Annotated in this window: 19 protein-coding genes and 1 tRNA gene; 10 read left to right on the top strand and 10 right to left on the bottom strand. The window is 45.6% G+C overall.

Going from position 1 to position 20,581, the window contains the following annotated elements; genetic code table 11:
• Positions 1–63: 63 nt before the first annotated feature.
• The 5 genes from BSZ32_RS02420 (at position 64) to BSZ32_RS02400 (ending at position 3,795) form a co-directional block, all read left to right on the top strand.
• Positions 64–597: an 8-oxo-dGTP diphosphatase gene (locus BSZ32_RS02420; RefSeq protein WP_105044747.1), complete on the top strand. Its 534-nt coding sequence runs from the start codon at positions 64–66 to the stop codon at positions 595–597.
• A 409-nt stretch (positions 598–1,006) separates the two neighbouring features.
• Positions 1,007–1,082, top strand: a tRNA-Ile gene (locus BSZ32_RS02415).
• A 144-nt stretch (positions 1,083–1,226) separates the two neighbouring features.
• Positions 1,227–1,439, top strand: coding sequence for a hypothetical protein (locus BSZ32_RS02410; protein WP_105041944.1), 213 nt, complete (start codon positions 1,227–1,229; stop codon positions 1,437–1,439).
• A gap of 5 nt (positions 1,440–1,444) precedes the next feature.
• On the top strand, positions 1,445–2,401 hold the full coding sequence (locus BSZ32_RS02405; protein WP_105041943.1) for a site-specific integrase: 957 nt from the start codon (positions 1,445–1,447) through the stop codon (positions 2,399–2,401).
• 53 nt (positions 2,402–2,454) lie between these two features.
• Positions 2,455–3,795, top strand: a complete 1,341-nt coding sequence (locus tag BSZ32_RS02400; RefSeq protein ID WP_105041942.1) for a hypothetical protein — start codon at positions 2,455–2,457, stop codon at positions 3,793–3,795.
• A 69-nt stretch (positions 3,796–3,864) separates the two neighbouring features.
• Here the strand turns inward: BSZ32_RS02400 and BSZ32_RS02395 are convergent, their stop codons facing one another.
• Positions 3,865–4,212 carry a DUF2779 domain-containing protein gene (locus tag BSZ32_RS02395; RefSeq protein WP_276308449.1) on the bottom strand — a complete coding sequence of 116 codons (348 nt, stop codon included), beginning with the start codon at positions 4,210–4,212 and terminating at the stop codon, positions 3,865–3,867.
• Between the two features lie 104 nt (positions 4,213–4,316).
• On the opposite strand from BSZ32_RS02395, the gene BSZ32_RS02390 reads away from it, so the two are divergent.
• Together BSZ32_RS02390 and BSZ32_RS18190 are read left to right on the top strand one after the other, a co-directional pair.
• Positions 4,317–5,156: a hypothetical protein gene (locus tag BSZ32_RS02390; RefSeq protein WP_105041940.1), complete on the top strand. Its 840-nt coding sequence runs from the start codon at positions 4,317–4,319 to the stop codon at positions 5,154–5,156.
• 112 nt (positions 5,157–5,268) lie between these two features.
• Complete coding sequence (locus BSZ32_RS18190) at positions 5,269–5,544, top strand: hypothetical protein (protein ID WP_129589549.1); 276 nt, start codon at positions 5,269–5,271, stop codon at positions 5,542–5,544.
• 135 nt (positions 5,545–5,679) lie between these two features.
• Here the strand turns inward: BSZ32_RS18190 and BSZ32_RS02385 are convergent, their stop codons facing one another.
• The 4 genes from BSZ32_RS02385 to BSZ32_RS02370 form a co-directional block, all read right to left on the bottom strand.
• Positions 5,680–6,894, bottom strand: coding sequence for a hypothetical protein (locus tag BSZ32_RS02385; RefSeq protein WP_105041939.1), 1,215 nt, complete (start codon positions 6,892–6,894; stop codon positions 5,680–5,682).
• Positions 6,895–6,940: 46 nt separating this feature from the next.
• Positions 6,941–7,843, bottom strand: coding sequence for an HNH endonuclease (locus BSZ32_RS02380; RefSeq protein WP_105041938.1), 903 nt, complete (start codon positions 7,841–7,843; stop codon positions 6,941–6,943).
• A 22-nt stretch (positions 7,844–7,865) separates the two neighbouring features.
• Positions 7,866–8,549: a DUF6998 domain-containing protein gene (locus BSZ32_RS02375; RefSeq protein WP_105041937.1), complete on the bottom strand. Its 684-nt coding sequence runs from the start codon at positions 8,547–8,549 to the stop codon at positions 7,866–7,868.
• Positions 8,550–8,978: 429 nt separating this feature from the next.
• Positions 8,979–10,064, bottom strand: coding sequence for an IS4 family transposase (locus tag BSZ32_RS02370; RefSeq protein ID WP_165788589.1), 1,086 nt, complete (start codon positions 10,062–10,064; stop codon positions 8,979–8,981).
• A 332-nt stretch (positions 10,065–10,396) separates the two neighbouring features.
• On the opposite strand from BSZ32_RS02370, the gene BSZ32_RS02365 reads away from it, so the two are divergent.
• From BSZ32_RS02365 to BSZ32_RS20275, 3 genes are all read left to right on the top strand, one after another.
• Positions 10,397–10,837 (top strand): hypothetical protein, encoded by a 441-nt coding sequence (locus BSZ32_RS02365; protein WP_105041935.1) that lies wholly within the window; start codon positions 10,397–10,399, stop codon positions 10,835–10,837.
• Between the two features lie 177 nt (positions 10,838–11,014).
• Positions 11,015–11,326 (top strand): hypothetical protein, encoded by a 312-nt coding sequence (locus BSZ32_RS02360; protein ID WP_129589546.1) that lies wholly within the window; start codon positions 11,015–11,017, stop codon positions 11,324–11,326.
• A gap of 17 nt (positions 11,327–11,343) precedes the next feature.
• Complete coding sequence (locus BSZ32_RS20275) at positions 11,344–11,484, top strand: helix-turn-helix domain-containing protein (RefSeq protein ID WP_105041933.1); 141 nt, start codon at positions 11,344–11,346, stop codon at positions 11,482–11,484.
• A gap of 91 nt (positions 11,485–11,575) precedes the next feature.
• Here the strand turns inward: BSZ32_RS20275 and BSZ32_RS02350 are convergent, their stop codons facing one another.
• The 5 genes from BSZ32_RS02350 to BSZ32_RS02330 form a co-directional block, all read right to left on the bottom strand.
• Positions 11,576–12,415, bottom strand: coding sequence for a DUF2971 domain-containing protein (locus BSZ32_RS02350; RefSeq protein ID WP_105041932.1), 840 nt, complete (start codon positions 12,413–12,415; stop codon positions 11,576–11,578).
• A 170-nt stretch (positions 12,416–12,585) separates the two neighbouring features.
• Positions 12,586–15,438, bottom strand: coding sequence for a type I restriction endonuclease subunit R (locus BSZ32_RS02345; RefSeq protein WP_105041931.1), 2,853 nt, complete (start codon positions 15,436–15,438; stop codon positions 12,586–12,588).
• 17 nt (positions 15,439–15,455) lie between these two features.
• Positions 15,456–17,567 carry an AAA family ATPase gene (locus tag BSZ32_RS02340; protein WP_105041930.1) on the bottom strand — a complete coding sequence of 704 codons (2,112 nt, stop codon included), beginning with the start codon at positions 17,565–17,567 and terminating at the stop codon, positions 15,456–15,458.
• Positions 17,568–17,609: 42 nt separating this feature from the next.
• Positions 17,610–18,812, bottom strand: a complete 1,203-nt coding sequence (locus BSZ32_RS18605; protein WP_206018698.1) for a restriction endonuclease subunit S — start codon at positions 18,810–18,812, stop codon at positions 17,610–17,612.
• A gap of 7 nt (positions 18,813–18,819) precedes the next feature.
• Positions 18,820–20,400, bottom strand: coding sequence for a type I restriction-modification system subunit M (locus BSZ32_RS02330; RefSeq protein ID WP_105041929.1), 1,581 nt, complete (start codon positions 20,398–20,400; stop codon positions 18,820–18,822).
• Positions 20,401–20,581: the final 181 nt, after the last annotated feature.

Raw genomic sequence — 20,581 nt, 5'->3', positions numbered from 1 at the left:
GTTAATTATCTCGTTTGATGTGCTAGCTTGTGGTCACAGCGAATGCGCTCTAGAGTGCCGGATATGAGCACAATCCCAGCGAATGAAAGTACTATTGAATGGAAGAATTGGAATGCAGAAATTCCAGCGACTTTGATGTTCGTTGTTCAGGATGGAAAGATTCTTCTGATTGAGAAATTGACGGGAATTGGTCAGGGGAAGATCAATGGCCCAGGTGGGAAGATAGACCCAGGTGAAAACGCTCTTCAAGCAATCGTGCGGGAGTGCCAGGAAGAGCTCCATATCACTCCGCATTCTCCAGTAAAAATGGGGGAGCTTCATTTCGCAATGTCAGATATTCCTGACATTCACTGCCATGTATTTATGAGCAACACATTTGATGGCGAACCCACTTCTACCCGCGAAGCCAATCCATTGTGGACCGCGCTCGATGCTATTCCCTATGACAAAATGTGGGAAGATGACAGGCATTGGCTACCTCAGATGTTAGATGGACAACTATTCAACGGACGATTCGAATTCGATGGCGAGAAAGTGGTCTGGATGGAGGTCTGTTTCGGTGACTCAGCAAAAGCCCTCTGGATCGAAAACGCGTAACTAACCCACATTCAGGCGATAAATCTCTTCTGAAAATGCGCATATTTGGATGTGTGCCGTATAGTCGCCATGGGTGAATTTTTTAGACGTCTAACTTACTTGATCAGAGTTAGTAATGATGGGTGTCGAAGATTTAGTAGCATTTCATCGCATTTGATCATCGCTATACAAAGGGATTTTACTTTCAAAGATCGCCGAATTATCTTGCCGCGCACCTTGGCTCTAAGGTAATAAATCCCCGACTTAGCATTGCGGACTATGTTCTCAGCGCTCACCGTCTCCCATTCACTCATGTGACTCTGGTTATTCTATAACCTCCAGTCAGTCAACATGCGGTGGTCAAGAGCGGTGGTCAATTAACTTTGAGAAGTGATTTCCGATCAATGTAACCTATTGGCTTAAAAGGAAAGGGGGTGTAGCTCAGCGGTTAGAGCAGGGGACTCATAATCCCTTGGCCGAGAGTTCGATTCTCTCCACCCCTACCAATTTAAAAGATGCCTCAGTCCCATATAACCAAAGGGATTGAGGCTTTTTCTTTCATAGTTAGTTTTTAGGTAGTTTTTAGGTAGTTTTTAGGTGATTTTGAGATATGTATTGATTTTTTCTTAAGTTCTTTCTTAAGTTTGTTTATGGACGGATCTGTATTTAAAAACCCCAACTCTAAGTTCTATCAAGCATCCTACAAGGTTTGGGACCAATCCAAGAACAAATGGAAGTGGGTTACGAAGTCCACAAAGACCACCAACAAGAAAGATGCTGAAGCTATAATGCTAGGATTGGCTAATACAGCACTGACAGCTTCAACCCTTCCGGAAGCACCACGCTCACTAAGGGACAAGTAGAGCTGATGGTGCTGAGTATTCTAGGCTCGGCGGGGATCAAGGTGGTAAACTCTGATCGCGAGTACATGGGAATCATTGAATACCTTGATCGATACATAGAGAACTTGGAAAGCAAAGTGTCCTCGTCGTCGTACCAAGCCTACAAATCCTACTATAAAAAATTGAAGGAATGGCTCAAAGATGAGGGGGCTCTGAAAGGTGGCTTAGATTGGCTCACTTTGAGGAAATGTGAAGATTGGTATGTGTTACTGCTGAAATCAATGACTCCCAAATCAGCGAACGAGAGATTGAACTACTTGTCTCGAGCATTGGATAGGGCCGTTGATGAAGAGCTCATAGAGGTGAATCCAGCAAAGAAGGTGAAGCGAGTGAAAAGGGGGGAGACGCTAGACAGAATGGCATTCGATCTGGATGAAGCGAATCAATTGATTTCCTGGCTAATCAAGAAAAAGGATCCGCTAATGAAAGAATGGGCTTATGCTGCGATGTTGGCAATGATGGCCGGGTGCCGACTAAAGGATGCAGTGAACATGCCGATCAGCGCGCTAAAGGATGGTGTGCTTACTTATACTAGCAGCAAAAGCAATAAAGAGCTCAAGGTACCTCTTATGATTAGTGAATACGCAGATCTACTAGCAAAAGTGAAAGGGGAGTTCATTTGTCCCGGACTCCATCAGTATTTTGAGAAGTCCGGGAAGAATAGGATGTCGAGTGAGTTCACTGAATTAGTTATCCTGGCCGGAATAAAGCAATCATATCACAAATTTGAGAAGTCTGAACGTGTGATAGCTCAAAAGACATTCCATAGTCTGCGTCACACACTGAGGACGTTGATTGTGTCCGGTGGAGGCTCAGACGCTCAAGCGGATCTAATCCTGGGCCATTCGCCTGGTGAGGGTAAGCGATACACTCACAGCGAAATGGACTCGCTCAAGAAAGTCCTGGATGATGCTTTGAATTAGAATTGTCGGTGTTTACGGATTGCATGACTATGTAGCCCCCCTAAATTTTTATCATGCTTGGCAACGAAGGACATCCAGAATGCAGCTCTGGTGAGCACAAACAACTCATGTTACTTGTTCGGCAGGGGAAGTTATTTGAGTTAATGGATTGGGTAAAAGAGGGCAAGCCCACGCTGATACCCTATAAGCAAAATGTGAGCAGATCTCCGATCATTCGAGCGGCTCGTATAGGTAACCATAGCATGGTGACATTTCTCTGGAAGCATGCTCTCCAAAGCCAATGGGAAATCGATGATCTGATCCACTATACGATGTGGGAGAATAGCCCAGCAGCCGCTGAAATTGTGCTGTATCTACTTGAGCATGGACTACCGATAGGGAGGCTGACTGCCTGCGATGTCTTCCCTACTCACAATGAGAAGTTGATTAGGCTCGCTCTCAAACGTGGTATGGATGTCAGAGGTGGTGATGGGTTTGCAGATGCACTCCTTTCCACAGGTTGCTCCAAGTTCTTGTTGCGACTCTACCGGGAACTCAAAGACGACTACCCAGATTTGATTTTTGAAGCTCACATTGCGCTCCGTTACGCAGCGAAGGAAGGTAAATTAAGGGCAGCAGCATTATTGACATGGGTTGGAGTAGATCCCAAGTTTGAGTTTCTGCAAGACCCCTATAATCCTAGCCTGACTTCGAGTGCATCAGCATTAGGTCAAGTCAGGCTGAATGAGCTGACGAGAGAAATGCTCAAAGCCATGAAGGTTGAGATGACGCAAGATGTGTGGTTTCAATTTTTTGATAAATCTGTGTGGTTGGTTCCTGAGATGTCCGATGAGATTTTCCATTGGCGAAGTGATGGAGAAAAAATATTGGCTAAAGACCCGGAAAAGGCCTCGAAGGTATTTATGTCAGCTCTCAACTGCTGTGCCGATTGGGTGTGCTCCTACCCGGATAAAGAATACCAGAAGAAGGGGCTTATAATCGCAGAATATTTGGCGAGCCGGGGCGTGCCATGTTTACTGCGGTTGAACGAAAGGGATGATTATAACTACTTACGCAGAACTTGCTATGGAGCTCAGGACACGAAGCCATTGGTCAGGGTGTTTTGGGTTCTGTTTCAGCATGGTGACAATGATCAACGCGATCGGCTCCGGGAGTTGTGCAGAGTCGGAAAAATGCAGTCGATTGTCAGGGATCATGACCCACAGTTAATCAGAGACCTTGGTATCGGAACAAAACGACAGTTGGAATACCAAACAGATCCCGAAGACCGACCATGGCGAATGGAGACGTATGAGCCCAGTTCCTTGGGGGGGGTAGGGAGGGGCTTTGCTGAGAATCCAGAACCATCTAGAAAGTCAAAACGTCGGGGCCGTAAGCCGAAAAGTGTGGAGTAGGCTATTTATAGTAGAGTACGGATGGAGGCCATTTCAAATGGATTACCCGACTCTCCCTGTAAAGACTTCTCAGATTCTAACCATGGCAAGGGTGTTTAGCTGGCAGTACTTGTCGAGTTCTTGGTAGATTTCATCCTTACGCTCAGGTGTGCAGTCAGGATGAATGGCTTCTTGGAAGCTTACCATGGCCATGTTGCCGTCCTGCACTCCCTCTAGTTCACTGTAGTTTAGATCTGAGCAGATGACAGGGAGTACCTTTTTTATGCTCCAGCTTCCTTGTTGGCTTGGGTGGTAGTAATGGGCGCGTGCGAGCGGCAGAAGATCCACTAGGCGATCAATGATCGCTGTGAGTTCAGTTTCATATTGGGGGAAACATTCTAATTGTTCGCGGATGATGTGGCTTGTAAATGAGGTCAGACCTCCTATCTACAGGGGTAGTTGGTGGTAGCGCTGATAGGTATTTGCGTGTGAGTTGATCTTTTAAGGTGGTCAAAAGTAAATGAACTCATTATTTCTTCACCATGTTAAAGAAGGTTTTATCACTTATATTGGCTCTCAATTGCCTGAGCTCTCTCTCCCATGGCGCTGAAGATTTTGTACTCGAGGAGTATATGCTAACTGGAGTGGAGAAGTTTTTTGGAATACTATATGAGGGGACTAGCTTAGATGAATCTTCTATCGGGATAACTGAGGAGGAATACAGTGAAGGTGTACTGAAGAAGTTGAGAGGTAGAAATTTGTATTCAGAGAATATCGAAAAAAGGATCAGAGCAAACCAGCCGATCAGAAAGCAGCAGTTCTATATAGACCGTGTAAATAAAATGTTGAAAGGAGCTGCATCAGAGAAATTTGGGAAGCAGTATATAAGTTATTTTGCAGATAAGGGAGTAAGCGTGGGAGAAAAAGAGGTGGTTTCTTTTCTGCTGTCAACGGTCACTTTAACTAAAATCCATAAGATTGAATATCCTGAATTTAATGGGGCTAGTCACGAAGAACTAGCAGCTCACTATCTTGAGATGTTAGCTCAATATTTTCAGGTATCATTTAGTGTGACTGATGTGAAGAGTGCTGAATTGGCCGCGGAAGAATTGGCAACATTAGCTGAGAAATTTGTGTGTATTGGGAAAGTTTTATCAGAGATGCAAACTCCGTCTGATGAGTTGCGCGTCAAAGTTCAGGGTGAGATGGATGTGCTTTCTGAAGCGTTTCAAAAGTCTCTGGCTGAGCTGAGATCTAACAACACAATGGAACCTGCTGCAGGTGTGATTTTTACAGCAGCTATCAAAGATTTCATAAAAAAAAGTGTGCCGGGTATGAATGAATGTGGAAGACACTTTCTGCTACAGGATAAAGATAAGTAGTTCTCATTGTAAAGGGCTTGCATTGTAAATGAGGTCAGACCTCCTATCGCTTATATTCCTAGGCGAGAGAATTGGATCGTCGATAATTTTAAACACTACTTGAATAAAGCACATGAATCATTTGGTAAAAGGTAGCCCACAGTCATCTGTTGAAGCAGGGGTGGAAATAGATGGTAAGCGTTATTATAACCTTACGGAATTGACGCGTCAGGTTGGCCGTAGTCGCTGGTATCTCTCTATGATGGTGCGTGCCGGTTTCGTGCATGAGTTGTCTCGCCGCTCCACTGTGACGCACTATGTGGCATGGCACAAAGAGAACCCTTACTTCGTGGCTAAGGACTATGAAAGCTCACCTATTCGGAAGAGGAGGGGGAGTTCGAGTTGCTAGTTCGAGTTGGGGAGTTTTTTGGTGAGTGGGGGTGTCTATGGTCGGAAGGTCGAAGGGTGTGGTTAGATCGCGTGGTCGCGATGGTTTTTGGGGGGGAGTAGTGAATGATGAATGTGTATTAAAGATTTATAGGTATCACCAGTAATAGCGTTCAGGCTCGAGTCCTTTAGCTACTGAAATTGGAATATGCCTCCATGGACTCCCAGAGCCTAAGAATGGATCGATCATTTCTAGACGAGCCTTCATCCACTGGATTTGTAGAAAGTCGTCCTCCGTAATATCGTAGCCTTCAGACTTTAGTCGAGAAGCTTGTTGTTCACACATCTGAATATACTCTCGCAGCTCCGTGACGTGCTTGTAGCTTGCCGAGCGTTCCAGCAATGATTCGTGTTGCTTTTCCTCAAACCGCTTTTGTTTGTTTCGGGCATCTCGGTACTCAGCAATGAACGCGTACCTTCTCTGTTCCTCTTCCCATGCCAGATTACGGGCTATGGTTTCCTCAACCTGTTTTATGACAGATTCGGATAGCGGCAAAATGAAAGACTCTAGTTTGGTCAGCTTGGTGTCGCGCTTTTTGCGGCTTCCAACAGTAATCTCTAGGAGGCCACTAGGTGAGTAACTATAGTCGTTCGAATTGTATTCTGATTTCTCCATGAAGCGCGTCATAGGCTCCCGAATTGACAACTTTAGTTCTTTATCAGCCCAACGCAGAAGTATTGCACCAGAATCCTCACTGTCGTAATACGCTGGCGTAATTTTTGGGTTGATTTGTACTGGGCAATGGATCTTGACCCCAGATTCTTCGCACAGGTAAAGGAACGAGTTTAGTATTGATAGTGCTCTTTCCATCATTTCTTTTGATGTATAGAGAGCAACATGTTTCCAATCCCACTTTGGAGATATGTATCCATCACTATCCACTTTCTCACCACGTAAGGCAGTGCGTGTAGCCTTTATGATACGGTGCTCCTTTTCTGGTATTCTGTGCGGACTAATTTCCTTTGCTTCCAACACAGCCTTCCTTTCCGTTTGTATTGAGGGTTGATCTCTGACGATCCACTCGAGAAGGTGATCTTCAGTCGGTTTGGGCAATTTAGGACGGCGGCCTGTCTTATGGCCATGTGCCTTTTTAGCCCAATAGCCTTGTGGTGGGCGAGGTACATTTAGCTTGGTGCAGATGCGTGCTATCATCGACCCGGATATTCCATACTCATCTGAGAGCGTTATTGCGGGTTTGGCCCATATGTCTTTGTAGAGCTGTTCTCGTGTGATCGTTTTTTGAATGGCCATCTCCCATACTAGTCGCGGCCGGTGTTCGGCATCAATACGATACATGATGCTGTTGAGCACGCTAGTTTACATCTGCACTCGTTTATCTGCTAAGATCTCACTGATACTACTTGTGGAGCAGTTGCTCATAACGCCACTTGAGAGCTCTCTCAGTGGGGTAGAAGGCTTCTTCGTTAGGTAGCATGATGTCGCTGCCGGCCAGGGCTAGGAGGTCGCTCTCGGCGGAGGATCGTCGTTTGTCGAAGATGCTGCTCACATGCCAAGCTCCATCTGGGCCCGGGCTGATGAGATGACGGTCCATCGCCCAGTGATGGTGCTTGCAGAGTGCCATGCCGTTACTTGGGTGATCGTTGTGACTTTCAGAGAAGGGGATGAGATGAGCGGCATCGACAAAACTCACTTCGTGGCTAGGGAGTTTTATACGGAGTCCACAGGCAGCGCAGCTGGAGTCGTAGAGGTCTGTCACACGCTTTGCGAATGCTGAGCTGCGAGCCGGCTTTACTGAGGTTGTGTTATCTTCCTGGCTCGCTTGATCGTGGCCAACTTGTTGAATGAGGAGCTTGTAGTGATCAGGGAAATAGCGTGAAACTAATAGTTTACGGATACTGTGTCGCTTCTCCGAGGTGTCAGTGGCGCTGATCATCTCCTTGCTGAACTCAGCATGCACTGAGCCAAACTGAGACTTCCTAGGTGGTGCTGCTAGGCCTGCCAGTGAACTCTGATCAAGAGGTATCCAGATCTTGTCCGATGAAAGGTAGAAGAATGGATTCTTCGGTGTGTTGTCATCATCAGCCGCCTTCACGATATTGAAAATCCGAGTGAAGCGATCGCAGAGATCCTTACTCCACGGAATGTGTTCTGGTGTTGCGAGACCATCGTCTATCAGCTCCAGCGCAGCTAAAAGCATCAGCGGCTTGTGCGGGCGCTCGTGGCGATCTTTACCTGAACCAACGCAACCAACCCGGAGGTTGTATAGCGTGTCGATGAGTGATTGGTGAATTGGTGGCATGGTGTGAAGCCTAGCTGAGAGATCAAACCCCAAGTTGTAATTGCTTAATGAGCCGTGAGCCCAGTTGCCTCGTATTCATCGGATTGCCGTTCGAGTTGATAATCGGCATACCGAGATCCGAACTGATCTTCCGTAAAATAGGTTTAGTTACAGGCTCAATGTCAGTATCGTTTATGACCAATATGGAACCAGATTCGAGTTCGCGTATTGTAAAACCTTTGTAGTCCGCTTCAGCTATGACTTGTTGATCCTTGATTGGTCGAATGGGATCGGTTATTTTACGTAGCTTACTGAGACTTAGATTATACTTGCCGCTACTGCTGACCTTGGAGAAAAGGCCTTTAGCTTCGGTTACTGAGCAATCGAGTAAGGTTTCGACCTGCATTTCCTCAGTATTGAGAAAAAAGACCATGACGCGATCCACTTGGTCGAGCGTATTGGAGTTAAAAGACATGTGGCCTCCAGGACCAGATTGGGTAGTAGTCTTCACCGAGATTCTCTCACCGGATGATGAAACTACATCGTAGCCAGCTTGATTAGTCTCCGGAGCCATCTGACCACTGGTCATGAGCGCTGCATAGAGTTCACCAATACGACCCACGAGATGCCGCTGCTCAGCCATTGCGACTCCCCATGATAGTTCGCGTTCTAGCCAGTTCATCGCTTCGCCGAGCGACTGAATGATTTGTATTTGAGTAAGGGCCATAGAGTTTAGATCTGACTTTCGTCATAGGAGTGATATTTCTGGTAGTTACAGTTGATGTACGGAAACCCCTAGTCGAGCTAAAATAAAATATCTGATAGTGTGAAAGATACTTAGGGGGTGTTCATCCCTATAGGTGATAGTTCTAGTGTGACTATTGGTTAACATTCTAAAAGTTAGGCGTGAGCTGTTGTGGTGGCTATAGAGTGGGTTGTTTGTCTAGTAGGGCGATTGAAAATTGGAAAAGCAAGTCGATGGAAATCAGCAATCCCCGAGGCTCCGCGACCTAGCAGCAAGCAAGTCGCGTGTAGAATCAAAAAAGCTTGTCTAATAGAGCCTATTATCGACTCTTTCGAAAGGTGAGGGGGCTTTTATATTTCCACGCGATGCCCCTCCATAGACTGAGATGAAATTTCATGATCCTTTATCACACTACACGAGGAAAATTGAGTTGAAGGTTGTAGAGTTAAGCCAGTGGAGAAATTCCTTGAGTCTGCTTTGATGACCTGAGTCTTTTGAATGGCAATCTGCTAGATTTAAAATATCTTCAAGGCCGAGTCGGAACAGGCTTTTGCGCTTTGTTGCCGCAGAGGTTTTCTGCTCCGAGGATCGAAGATGACATCCCCACGCAAAGCTCAATAGAAAGGCCATTGTAAGGATACCAAAGAGCTTTTCAAGCTTGGCTGGATTGGTCATGTGTGTGGCTTCAAGGTCAAACCCCTTTTTCTTTAAATGCCCAAAAATCCTCTCAATTCCCCACCGTAAACTGTAGAGACTCAGAGCCTCCTTGCCTGTAAATCGATTGCTAATAATGAGTAAATGACTTGTTCGTCCGTCTTTTTTCATTGGCTTACAGGCGAAGAAAAGTTCGAGACCAAAGACGGTTTGTAACCTCTGAGATTTACGACCACGGCGAGTTGCTAATTCCAAGGCTGAAAAACTTCCTACAAGCGTGTTTTTCTTGATACGCACAACATAGCCGACTCCTTTGTTATCGAGCCAAGAGAGCCACTCTTTACCCACAAACTCTCGATCCATAGTCAAGACCTTGATGTCCTTTGCTGGGATGATCTTGAGTAGCTTCTTTGTCAGGGTAATACGCTGAGCCGTGTTAGAGTTCCCTCGTTTCGTTTTAGCTGGGAGGACTTTCCAAATGATCGGAATAGAAACCTTTCCTGCAATAATGGCGATAGCTAAGAAGTTGATATCTTTGCGTCCAAATTGCCAGTTAGTGCGATCCATCGCCAACACGAACCCAGTTGAAGGCTTAGGTATACGGCTAAGAATGAACCTCGAAACAGATGAGAGACATAGAGAGACATTAAGAAAAAAGTCTTGGAAGCGCCTATAGCGGCTTTCGTTAGAGCAGGACTTTCCGTCGGAGGTGGTGGCTAGTATAGTGAGGTTGACAGTGCGATGTCTCAGTACCGCACTAATGAGCAAAGATAGGCACTTGAGTCGGGCGAGATTACAGCTAAGGTCCTTCTCGAGGGCCTGGATGATTTTGGTATTAAGCACCCAAATTTTGAAGGGCCCTCACCTAAGTCAAGGTTATCCGTCACTTTGTGACTATTTTTCAACAGGTTACGGGTTACATTTTCCTCGTGTAGTGTGATCCTTTATAAACAAAGGGATTACTCAAATTTCAGCTCAGTTAGTCTGTCTAATAGATGTGTTAAGTCTAGCAGATTACCACTCTCAAGACTCAGCTCATCAAAGAAAATTCAAGGAGCTTATGCACTGGCTTAATTCTGCCACCCAAAAAGAAAGGTGCGGAAGTCATCTAAATGATTTTTTTTGATACTTCACTTGTTAGGGGTTTAGTGGTAACTTTTATATCTAGAAACATTATGAATTTAGCAATACCCTTCAAGCTCATATATTTGACGATACTCTCCAGCTCACTCCTATTGAATTCCTGCTCAACCAATCCGAATCCAAAGCCAAGTAGATCTGTACATGAAAAGAAGGATTTCTCAGAGGTTATGAGGTTGCCTAATCTTATTGACACGCATGACTTGGATTGGAGAGATGCTTACATGGCGACGATTAAAAATTGCGGAACAGTAGATCTGCATAATTCGAGACTTGTATATGCTCTCAACGGAGCAGGGGCTTTTTTGGGTTACCATTTTCAAGAAGAAGCTCGTATAAGGGGCGAGGCACAGAGGTCGATGCTCAAATTGAATGCTAGAATTCAGAAAGAAATTGTAAGTGCCGAGACAAATTTAAAGCGTAGCCAAATTGGTCTCAGTGATGATGAGATCAATGAGATTAAAAGAAAGAGATAGAAACTGACTCTTTTAAGCCAAAGAGTAAAATAGCTCCATTTGAAAAGATCTATTTCTGTTAGTTCTAAAACATAAAATTACTGAACTAGAGGTAAGTTACCCAAAAAAATGAAAAAAATACATTGGGTTATAATCGCCGTCGTTTCAATCACACTACACTTGTTTGCTGTAGACTATATGAATAAATCATTACATTGGGTTATTCATGAACCACCACGCGGTGGTGATTTGAAATTTTATGAGGATAAGAACTGGATCAGTTATGATACTGATTCTAAACGCCACACAAGAGATGACGGCAGCTATTATACAATCAGTTATAATGTTGGCATTGGAGGTAGGTTTGGCAATACCTTCCTTGAAATACTTATAGGTTTCATTATTCCAAGCTTCATCATTTATCGCGGCTGGCGAGTTCAAAATAAATCAATTATCCTTACTAAGCTTGCCGCACTAGAAAAGGAACTGGCTGAAATGAAGGTCGGTTAGCTGCTCAAGCGAAAGGTATTCAGTTCGGTAGAAAAGAATCTGTTGATTGCAAGCAGCTAAGAGAACTTGTGGAACCTTGTGTCGGCGCAACCCAGATAGCCCAAGAGATGAAAATTGCTCGCTCCACGGTGTATCGATTGATGAAGCAAAAGGTGTGATGAGATAATCGTACTATCGGCGCGATTTTCAGCGGCAATGATTGAGGACAGGGTCTTTTCTGGACTATTATTTATTTCACCATGTTCGAAATTACGGCGTATAATTTTCGAAATCGACAATGTTCAAAGAGAAGTCTTTCTTGGATGGTTCAATCTTAGCAAGAATTACAGGGTTAGTGCGAGCAGAGAGCCACGTCTTAACTAAATCAATCTCATCCTGCCCTGTTCTAGAACCGAAAATTATACGTGTAAGCATCTTTTGGGGGAACTTAACTGAACTTTCCGCCATGTTACGCCGAAAAATTCGAAACTCATCTTCGTGGTTCCATTCCTTAAACTTACTAAAGATGAGATTTGTGAGTAACTTTTCTGACCCATACAACCTATGGTAGTTCAGCTCAGGAATCGTAAGTGGATATTCCACATCACGAAAAATAATTGTTCTTTCGTAAAGGTTGGAGGGATCACTTAAATCTCCATAAGGAATTCCACAAGGAACCTCGATGTCTGAAAACTGCAACTCTATCGCAATTCCGTAGTGATCATCAGCATAATAAGAGAACATTGGAATGGAGTCTGGGCGCTTTGATAGGCACAAGACACTGGAGTCTTCATAAATACTCTTAGCTGTATTTTCTCCAATTGCGCCTACTCGTCCCCATGACTTCTTCCGCTTGACCGTCACTAGTTTTTTTTTATTTTGGGGGTATTGAACTATCATCGAATCAATATAATCGATCCATTCCTTATCTGTTGAATCATCTGTATGCAACTTTAGGTTACAGTCAAAAGGGTCATTAAAAGTATTTGGTGTGGCGTAGTATAATTCTGATGACTTGATTATTGACTTCGTAAATTCATGCGGCGTTTTATGACGTCGGTCTGAATACAGTGGGCGATATTTATAGTAGAGTTTTGTTGGATAGGACATGCGTTATTTTAGCAGGACGTAAAGCTCGCGCACGGTATTCCGTTACGAGGAGTGTCTTTTTATTTTATTTAAGAGTTCAGTGTAAAGCCGAGTATGGAAAAAGGAAAAGTCTCACTGCAAAGCTTTCTGACGACTGTTTGTTGAGATTGTTGTCGATAGTCGCAGACAGTTTAAGCAGCGACACCCTTGATGAAGGTACTCACGTAGTCGATGACTCTGCTTAGCACTCGCTCTCTAGTCGGTTTGCGTTCGCTGAGCTTGAGTTTGCGCTCGATGAGCTGGATGATGTCGGGGTTGGAGAGTGGTTCTTTGCCTGTGTAGATGTAGCGGTCGATCACTTTCTTGAGCTTGTCTTCGTTGAGCTGTTCTTCCTTCACTAGCTCCTCGAATGCTTTGCGCCTTTCTTGTTCCCAGTACTCTTCGAAGCACTCTGGGATTTCGGCGGCGTTGGTGATGGTGGGGAGGGTGGTTTCGATGAACTTTTCGATGAGTTCCTTCTTGGTGCGTAGCTCTGGATCTCCTGCTAGAGCATCGAGAATACGCTTCTTGATTGCTTTCTGTTCGGCATCGTCAGCGTCATAGAGCTGGGCTAGGAGCTGGAGGATGTATTGGACGTTGATCACGTCGCGGTGGATCAGCTCAAGCTCGAAGTCGACATCGTCGAGGATCGAGACTTTCTCTTTCTCGGTGTCAGTTTTGACTTTGTTGTAGAGATCAAGGTAGGCGCTTTTAAAGTCAGCGTAGTCTTGAGCATCGATGCCTAGTTCATTCTGATCGAACTCAGCATAGCTTTCTAGGATGTTCATCAGCCTCATCAGCTCACGGAAGGTCTTGATGAATTTCAGCTCAGCTTCTTCGTCGGGTAGGTCTTTGACGTCATCGGCTGTTTCACACTGAGCGGTAAGGTCGTTGACCACTTCATTGAAGAGTTCGACGTATTTGTCGTAGGGAGGGATGAAGATTTCCTCCTTGGCATCGACGTTAGAGAAAAGTTTGAGGGCTTCATCGGTGCGTCCTTTGAGGTTACGGAACACCACGATGTTGCCCTGTGACTTCACTTGGTTGAGAATCCTGTTGGTGCGGGAGTAGGCTTGGATCAGTCCGTGGTAGCGCAGGTTCTTGTCGACGTAGAGTGTGTTGAGTGTCTTTGCGTCGAAGCCAGTGAGGAACATGTTCACGACTAGCAAGATGTCGACCTGCTTGGCTTTGACCTTCTTGGCGATGTCTTGGTAATAGCCGTAGAAGGACTTGGAGTCCTTGGTCGAGTAGTTCGTGCCGAACATCCCGTTGTATTCGCTGATGAAGCTGTCGAGGTGTTCTCTGGTGTGTTTGTTGCCCACATCACCTCCGACGATTTCACCACCCTCATCAAGAATGCCGTCAGCGTCTTTGTCGTCTTCATTGGCTGCGTAGCTGAAGATCGTGGCGATTTTGAGATTGTGTTTCCCTTCTTTCTTTTTCCTGGCGAAGAGCTGGTAGTATTGGATCAGCACGTCCACCGAACTCACGCAGAACATGGCGTTGAATTGTGGGTGCTTGGTCTTGGCTTTGTGGCGGTCGAGGATGTAGTCGGTGATCTTTTCTAGTCGAGCGGGAGACTCCATTAGCTCCTTGGTATCGATCCCTTCGACCTCGATGTCGACGTTATTAGGGGAGTCAGCCTTCTGCTTGTAGCGCCCCACATATTCTACGGAGAACTTGAGGACATTCTCGTCCTTGATCGCATCCGTGATGACGTAGGAATGGAGCTTCTTGTGGAAGAGGTCTTTGGTCGTGCGCTTCTTGCCATTCTTACTGGCTGCGTTCTCAGCAAAGATAGGGGTGCCAGTGAAGCCGAACATCTGCTGATTTCTGAAGAAATCGACAATGCGCTGGTGTGTGTCGCCGAACTGGGAGCGGTGGCACTCGTCGAAGATGAAGATGATCTTCTTGTCGCGTAGTTGCTCCATCTTGTTCAGATGTTGGGCTTTGCTGATCGCGGTGTTGAGCTTCTGAATCGTGGTGACGATGAGCTTGGTATCATCGGTGAATTGCTCGACAAGCTTTGCTGTGTTGTCGGTGCTATCGACACTCCCTTTGGAGAAGCTGTTGAACTCTGTGATCGTCTGGTAATCAAGGTCTTTGCGGTCGACGCAGAAGACTACCTTATGCACGTCTGTATGCCCTGTGAGGATCTGGGATGCTTTAAATGATGTCAATGTCTTACCCGACCCCGTGGTGTGCCATATGTAGCCGTTTCCGTTCGATTCTGGAGGATTCAGCACTCTATCAACAATCTTTTCGGTGGCGTAGAACTGATAGGGGCGTAGTACCATGAGGATCTTGTTCGCCTCATTGCGTACAATGTACTGGCTGAGCATCTTGGCGAGATGCTGGCGATTGAGAAAAGCATCGGTGAAGGCTGTTAGCTCACGGATGGTTTGGTTGTCTTCCTTTGCCCAATAGAAAGTCTGTTTGAACGACTGCTTACCTTTGCTGTTCGCATAGTACTTGGTGTTCACTCCATTGGTGATCACAAAGAGCTGAATGAAATTGAACAAGCCAGACCCAGCCCAATAGCTGTGGCGTTGGTATCGGTTTGTTTGGTTGAATGCCTCTTTCAGCTCTAGCCCACGGCGTTTGAGTTCTATCTGGAGCAGGGGAAGCCCATTGACGAGGACGGTGACATCGTAGCGGTTCTTGTAGCTTCCTTCCATCGTCACTTGCTGGGTGACTTGGAACAGATTGCGCTCTAGCTGGTTCTCATCTAGGAAATCGAGATAAACCGTTTCTCCATCCTCACGTTCCAACGCCATTTTATCGCGAAGGATCTTGGCTTTCTCAAACACCGCATTGGATCGCGTGAGGTGGTTCATCACCTTGCCGAACTCGGTATCAGTCAGAGCCACTCCATTGAAGGCTTCGAGTTGCGTCTTGAGGTTAGCTAACAGACTAGCTTCGTCTTCGACTTTGACGCGCTCATAGCCAAGCCCGACGAGCTGGTCGACGAGTTCATTTTCGAGGGTTTGTTCGGATTGAGTCATCTTACAATGAAGGAGGGTTAGACGGCTGTCTCAATAGCTGTTTGTTCCATGTGATTATCACACTCATCGATCACATATTGAGGGATTGTGTTAAATTTACTAGGGGCTAGTTGGCAGATGAGTTCGTTCTCTATGTGGTATGATTCGTTAATGAATTTTCGGATGATAGAGTTGGAGTGATCGCTATTTAAAATTCTAAAGATTTGGAGCTTTTCGTAAGCATTATCACATTCGTTATAGCGTTGAGTAATGTGGGAATTATTGCAGATGTCATCGAGTTCTTGTTGGTAATCAAATGTTCCAAACTTCGCTTCGATTATTGCTACGCCACAGTCAAACTCATCTGGGCTTATTGAGTTGACGCCACCAGCAATGGTAGGAATTCTACTGTCAGTAGCTTCTGCTATTGGACGCTTATGGAACAGGTTGGATAATACTTGGTAAGCGTCACCTTTGTCATCGACGATCTCATATAGTCTTCGAAGGTAGACTAGTTTCACTAGAGGACTTTTTTCAGATGCGAGGACAGAGTCGCAAATTTGAGAGAATGTAAGAATATCATTTCGGGTGATTCCAATTTCTGTAATTACGCCTCTGTTTTGACGTAAGAAAGAAGCATCAACTTGATTGTTGAATAGTCCACGTACGGACTTCACTGTGTCGATAATTGGCTCAATATCGTGGGTGAGAACGAGAACAGTTTTTCCTTTTAGACTCTGATTTTGTCGGAAGAGCATGTCCATAATGGCGTATTTCTTACTCTTATCGAAAGAGGAAATTGGATCGTCCAAGATTATGAGATCGGGTTCTCTAGATAAACATTCATACATGAATAGTACTAGAGCGAAGGCATTACGCTCACCGAAACTGAAATGTTGATTGCCTCTAGAAATGTTGTCAGCAAAATCTTTATGTCTGAGCTTCAGTTGGTACCTGTCATCTGCGCTCTCTATAAAAACATGGTATCGATAACCTGCGTTCGAAAGGAATTGGTTTATCCCTTTCTGATGCCTCTCTATTAGTTGTGTTACCTCTATTCTTTGTAGGTTGATTTGACCTTGAAGTGTACCAGCTCTATTAATTACGTCATCGAGCGAAGCATTTAGAGACTCTACTAGTTCGTTCGTTCTATCTGAATTTAGCCTGTCGAAGAACGTGAGATCAATCTTATACTCTGGTAGCTTTTCGGCGACAGTTTCGCCTAGTCCAAAGTGGACGGATGAAAGCACTTTGAGATTTTCTAATCTGCTAATTAGATCATCGATTTGGTTTTTCACACTGACCAGAAATTCTAAATGTTGGCTATTTAGTCCATCGCTAAGTGTTTTGATTATATCAAGTATAGCATTCGCATCGTCCGTAAAATAATGCCCTAGTTTATCAAGGATCTCGATAAGACCAGAAAGGTGTTTGATGGCGGTTTTATCGTACTCTTCACTAACCTTTTTTATTTGCTCTTTTTTATCTGCTACATGAGCTGTGCAGAAAGGGCAGTCATCGGAGATATCGAGAAAGGATTGACCTCTCATTTGCCAGTCAATCCAGCTAACATTATTAGAGTTTCTGAGAAACGCTGAATACGTCTCCAGACCTTCTGGAATATGTACAAGTTTGTTACCCGATCCTAATCCTTTGTAGGCAGGAGAAGCTTTTGAAATGCTTCCAGTGCTGGTAAGCTTTATATTGGATGATAGAGTTTTTAAATCGGTTAAAAATGCCTCTAGGTCTGCATTTTCAGCAAAGACTTGTTTTATGCCCGATACGATAGACTGGATCTGCTCTGTTTTATCTTTATAAGAAGGGGTTTGGATAAAGATGCTGAAACTGTCTTTAATTAGCTCATCTTGTCGGAATACGATCTGATTTACATATTCCTCGTTGAAGCACATAACCTCAGAAATGGAGTCAATCCCACTAACCAGTGGACTTTTGCTCTCTGGGTTGTCTTGGCGTAGCTTAAAAGGCATCAGCGTTTCAAGAGATTGATTGTCTGAAGCGATAGCGGTGGCAATAGTGCTTTTTCCTGTGCCATTTGATCCAAACTTAATGTTTAGTTTATTCTCAGTAAGGAGGATCTCTGCTGAATCGATGTTGTTACAGTTCTCGATTTTTATGGATAGTTGGCTCATTTTGGGAGGTGTGATTGTAAGGGAAGAGAGCTTCGTTAGTTGCTACACAAACATCTGTTGGAGCAGACCTTTTTTGAAGGTTTGGGTTTGGGTGATTTGTTGGGTGACTTGCTCGATTTTGGTGTCGAGGGTGCTGAGAAAATTGGCGATTTTGGTCTGCTCGGTTGGGTGTGGAACTTGAATCAAAATATCGGCAAGGTCTGAACTGTTAATTGCTGGATAGCTGGTGCCTGTGCAACGTTTGAGAACTGAGTCAGTGAACCTGTCTGTGAGCAATAACTGATAAATGAAATCGCTGGAGTTGTTACTTGCTCTTAGCTGAGCAAAGCCTGTTGAAGCCACGTAGTCGCCATCATTCTGAAACTGTAAATTGTTTTTTTGATAGGGTCTTACCATTTGGTAAAGGACGTCTCCTTTTTGCATTAATCGTTGTGCGCGGCTAGGTGCGTCGGAGATAATCATTTCTCTTGGTGGAGACAAGACTCCGTCATTTACACTTTCAAGATCGATGTAGAGGAATGTATCGGGGAGTAGTGCTGACTTGGGATTGATTTCTACAGCATCTCCGAGTTTCTTCTCTTGCCAGTCTGGGTAGGGGTTGCCGTTTTGGTCTTTGAAGCGGAGTTGTTGGGAAAAGAGGCGTTGCATGACGCCTTTTTTGTAGTCTTGGAGGAGGGATTTCTTGCGCTTGAGTTGCTCGATACGCGCGTCCACCGAGGTCAGAAATGCCGCGATCTTCTCTTGTTCGGGGAGAGTTGGGGCTGCGATTTTTAGTTTTTTAAAGAAAGGTAGACCTATAGTTTTGATTGTGCTGCCAACAGCAATTCTCTCAAAATGAGGTTTCATGATTTGCAGCCAATAGTAGAGGAACCATGTAGTCGAGACGCCACTCTTAGGCTTCCACACTATAAAATGCTGACTAACTGCCATAGAGTTTTGCATGACTGCGCTTTTTCCTACGCCAGCATCTCGCGAAAGCAGTACAGTTCCCTTGGGGTGAACTACTGCTGAAGAATTTTTAATTCCTAAGTCAGTTATCTTAGTTTTTGTAGAATCGATGAATCCTTTATCGAGGCTCTTGGAATCGGTTAGTGAGATCCAAGGGATGTCACCATCATAGTACTCTGGATGACTTTTACTAGGCGTGTGACCAGATCCTCTAGTTGCATAGTCGTCAAGCAAGCTTGTAGCCCATTCATCACTAAACTCTCGAAACCGTGACTGCGGCACCATTGTCTTTTCCATACTCATCTTAGAACGGAGCCTTGATGTTGAGTTCTTGGCAGAAGCTGGCGATGGTGGCGTTGGTCGCTTCCATTTCGCCTTCTAACGCCTTGAGTTCTTCGCTGACGGCGTCGAGGTCGACGGGTTCTTCTTCCTCGAAGGTGTCGACGTAGCGGGGGATGTTGAGGTTGTAGTCATTGTCCTCAATCTCGCTGAGTGGGGCGAGGTAGCTCCATTTGTCCTTTGCTTCACGCTGGGTGTAAGTGTCGATGATGTTGGCGATGTCATCGGGGCGAAGTTGATTTTTGCTGCCAACTTTTTCAAAGTGTTCATTACTTGATGCATCGATGAAGAGGACATTGTCGGCATGTTCTTCTCGGTTCTTTTTCAGAACAAGAATACAGACAGGAATACCTACGCCAAAAAAGAGGTTGGCGGGGAGACCGATGACGGCATCGAGGTAGTTGCGCTCGGCGATGAGGTATTTTCTAATCACTCCCTCGGCAGCTCCACGGAAGAGTACGCCGTGAGGGAGGACACACGCCATGGTTCCATTCTCGTCGAGGTGGTGGATCATGTGCTGGATGAAGGCGAAGTCCGCCTTGGTCTTAGGTGCGAGCTTGCCGTAGTCAGAGAAGCGTTCGTCGGCTTCGTGGATGGTGCTGGCTGACCAATCGGCTGAGAAAGGTGGATTGGCGACGATGGCTTCGAAGCGTTTGTCGGCGTGCTGTGGTGCTGGGTGTTCTAGCGTGTCCTCATTGCGCAGGTCGAAGCGGGAGTAGTGGACGTCATGAAGAATCATGTTCATCCGTGCGAGATTGTAGGTGGTGGGATTCATTTCCTGCCCACAGAATTCACCGACATTTTCGACCTCCTTGGCGACTCGGAGTAAGAGGGAGCCAGAACCACAGGTGGGATCGTAGACATTGCGCAGTGAGGATTTCCCTACGGTGACGATCTTGGCGAGGATGGAGGAGACTTGCTGAGGGGTGTAGAACTCACCCGCTTTTTTTCCTGCTCCAGAAGCAAATTGACCAATGAGGTATTCGTATGCGTCACCGAGGACGTCTGAGTCGGCGTCACCGAGCTTGAAGTCGATGGCGTCGAGGTGGGTGAAGACCTTGGCTATGAGTTCGTTGCGCTGGTTGACAGTCTTGCCGAGCTTGGAGGAATCGAGGTCGATCTCTTCGAACAGAGCCTCGAAGTCTTCTTCGGAGTTGGTGCCTTGGGTGGAGTTCTCGATGTGCTTGAGGACTTTGCCTAGGTCTTCGAGGATGAAGTTGTCGGTCTGCTTCGAGCCTTTCTGAGCGAGTGCGTGGAAGAGTTCAGCAGGGTAGAGGAAGTAACCGAGGTTTTGCAGGGCTTCCTCTTCGATGGCATCGAGCATTTCCTTGCCGTCCACCGTGGCGGGGTCGAGCTGGGTGAACTCGGTGATGTCTTCCTCAGCTAACAACTCGTTCGCGTAGAGGTGCATTTTCTCCGAGAGGTACTTGTAGAAGATAAACCCGAGGATGTAGTCGCGGAATTCATCAGCTCCCATTTTACCCCGCAGGGTGTTGGCGATGTTCCAGAGCTGGGATTCGAGCTGTTTCTTTTGGTCTTCAGACATGGATGGTTAGGAAAAAGGAGAAAGTGGGCGAGGGATGCTAGAAAATTCTAACGACGAAGCAACTAAACATAAGGAATCGCTGGGTGCCATATAAAATATGAGCCAGAGAGGAGAAAGTAGAAGAAGAGGCGCGATTGAGGTGTTAGGGGGTAGATTTGAGAGGCGTTACAAAACTCTGTTA

This window comes from Rubritalea profundi (assembly GCF_002954445.1).
Lineage (GTDB): Bacteria > Verrucomicrobiota > Verrucomicrobiia > Verrucomicrobiales > Akkermansiaceae > Rubritalea > Rubritalea profundi.
This window is presented reverse-complemented; position numbering and strand designations above follow the sequence as displayed.

Coding starts and splice junctions, on each gene's coding strand:
- BSZ32_RS02360 (WP_129589546.1), top strand. CDS start 11,015: ATGAATAAATCATTACATTGGGTTATTCATGAACCACCACGCGGTGGT.
- BSZ32_RS02330 (WP_105041929.1), bottom strand. CDS start 20,400: ATGTCTGAAGACCAAAAGAAACAGCTCGAATCCCAGCTCTGGAACATC.
- BSZ32_RS02365 (WP_105041935.1), top strand. CDS start 10,397: ATGAATTTAGCAATACCCTTCAAGCTCATATATTTGACGATACTCTCC.
- BSZ32_RS02350 (WP_105041932.1), bottom strand. CDS start 12,415: ATGTCCTATCCAACAAAACTCTACTATAAATATCGCCCACTGTATTCA.
- BSZ32_RS18605 (WP_206018698.1), bottom strand. CDS start 18,812: ATGGAAAAGACAATGGTGCCGCAGTCACGGTTTCGAGAGTTTAGTGAT.
- BSZ32_RS02410 (WP_105041944.1), top strand. CDS start 1,227: ATGGACGGATCTGTATTTAAAAACCCCAACTCTAAGTTCTATCAAGCA.
- BSZ32_RS18190 (WP_129589549.1), top strand. CDS start 5,269: ATGAATCATTTGGTAAAAGGTAGCCCACAGTCATCTGTTGAAGCAGGG.
- BSZ32_RS02400 (WP_105041942.1), top strand. CDS start 2,455: ATGCTTGGCAACGAAGGACATCCAGAATGCAGCTCTGGTGAGCACAAA.
- BSZ32_RS02345 (WP_105041931.1), bottom strand. CDS start 15,438: ATGACTCAATCCGAACAAACCCTCGAAAATGAACTCGTCGACCAGCTC.
- BSZ32_RS02375 (WP_105041937.1), bottom strand. CDS start 8,549: ATGGCCCTTACTCAAATACAAATCATTCAGTCGCTCGGCGAAGCGATG.
- BSZ32_RS02405 (WP_105041943.1), top strand. CDS start 1,445: ATGGTGCTGAGTATTCTAGGCTCGGCGGGGATCAAGGTGGTAAACTCT.
- BSZ32_RS02340 (WP_105041930.1), bottom strand. CDS start 17,567: ATGAGCCAACTATCCATAAAAATCGAGAACTGTAACAACATCGATTCA.
- BSZ32_RS02380 (WP_105041938.1), bottom strand. CDS start 7,843: ATGCCACCAATTCACCAATCACTCATCGACACGCTATACAACCTCCGG.
- BSZ32_RS02390 (WP_105041940.1), top strand. CDS start 4,317: ATGTTAAAGAAGGTTTTATCACTTATATTGGCTCTCAATTGCCTGAGC.
- BSZ32_RS02420 (WP_105044747.1), top strand. CDS start 64: ATGAGCACAATCCCAGCGAATGAAAGTACTATTGAATGGAAGAATTGG.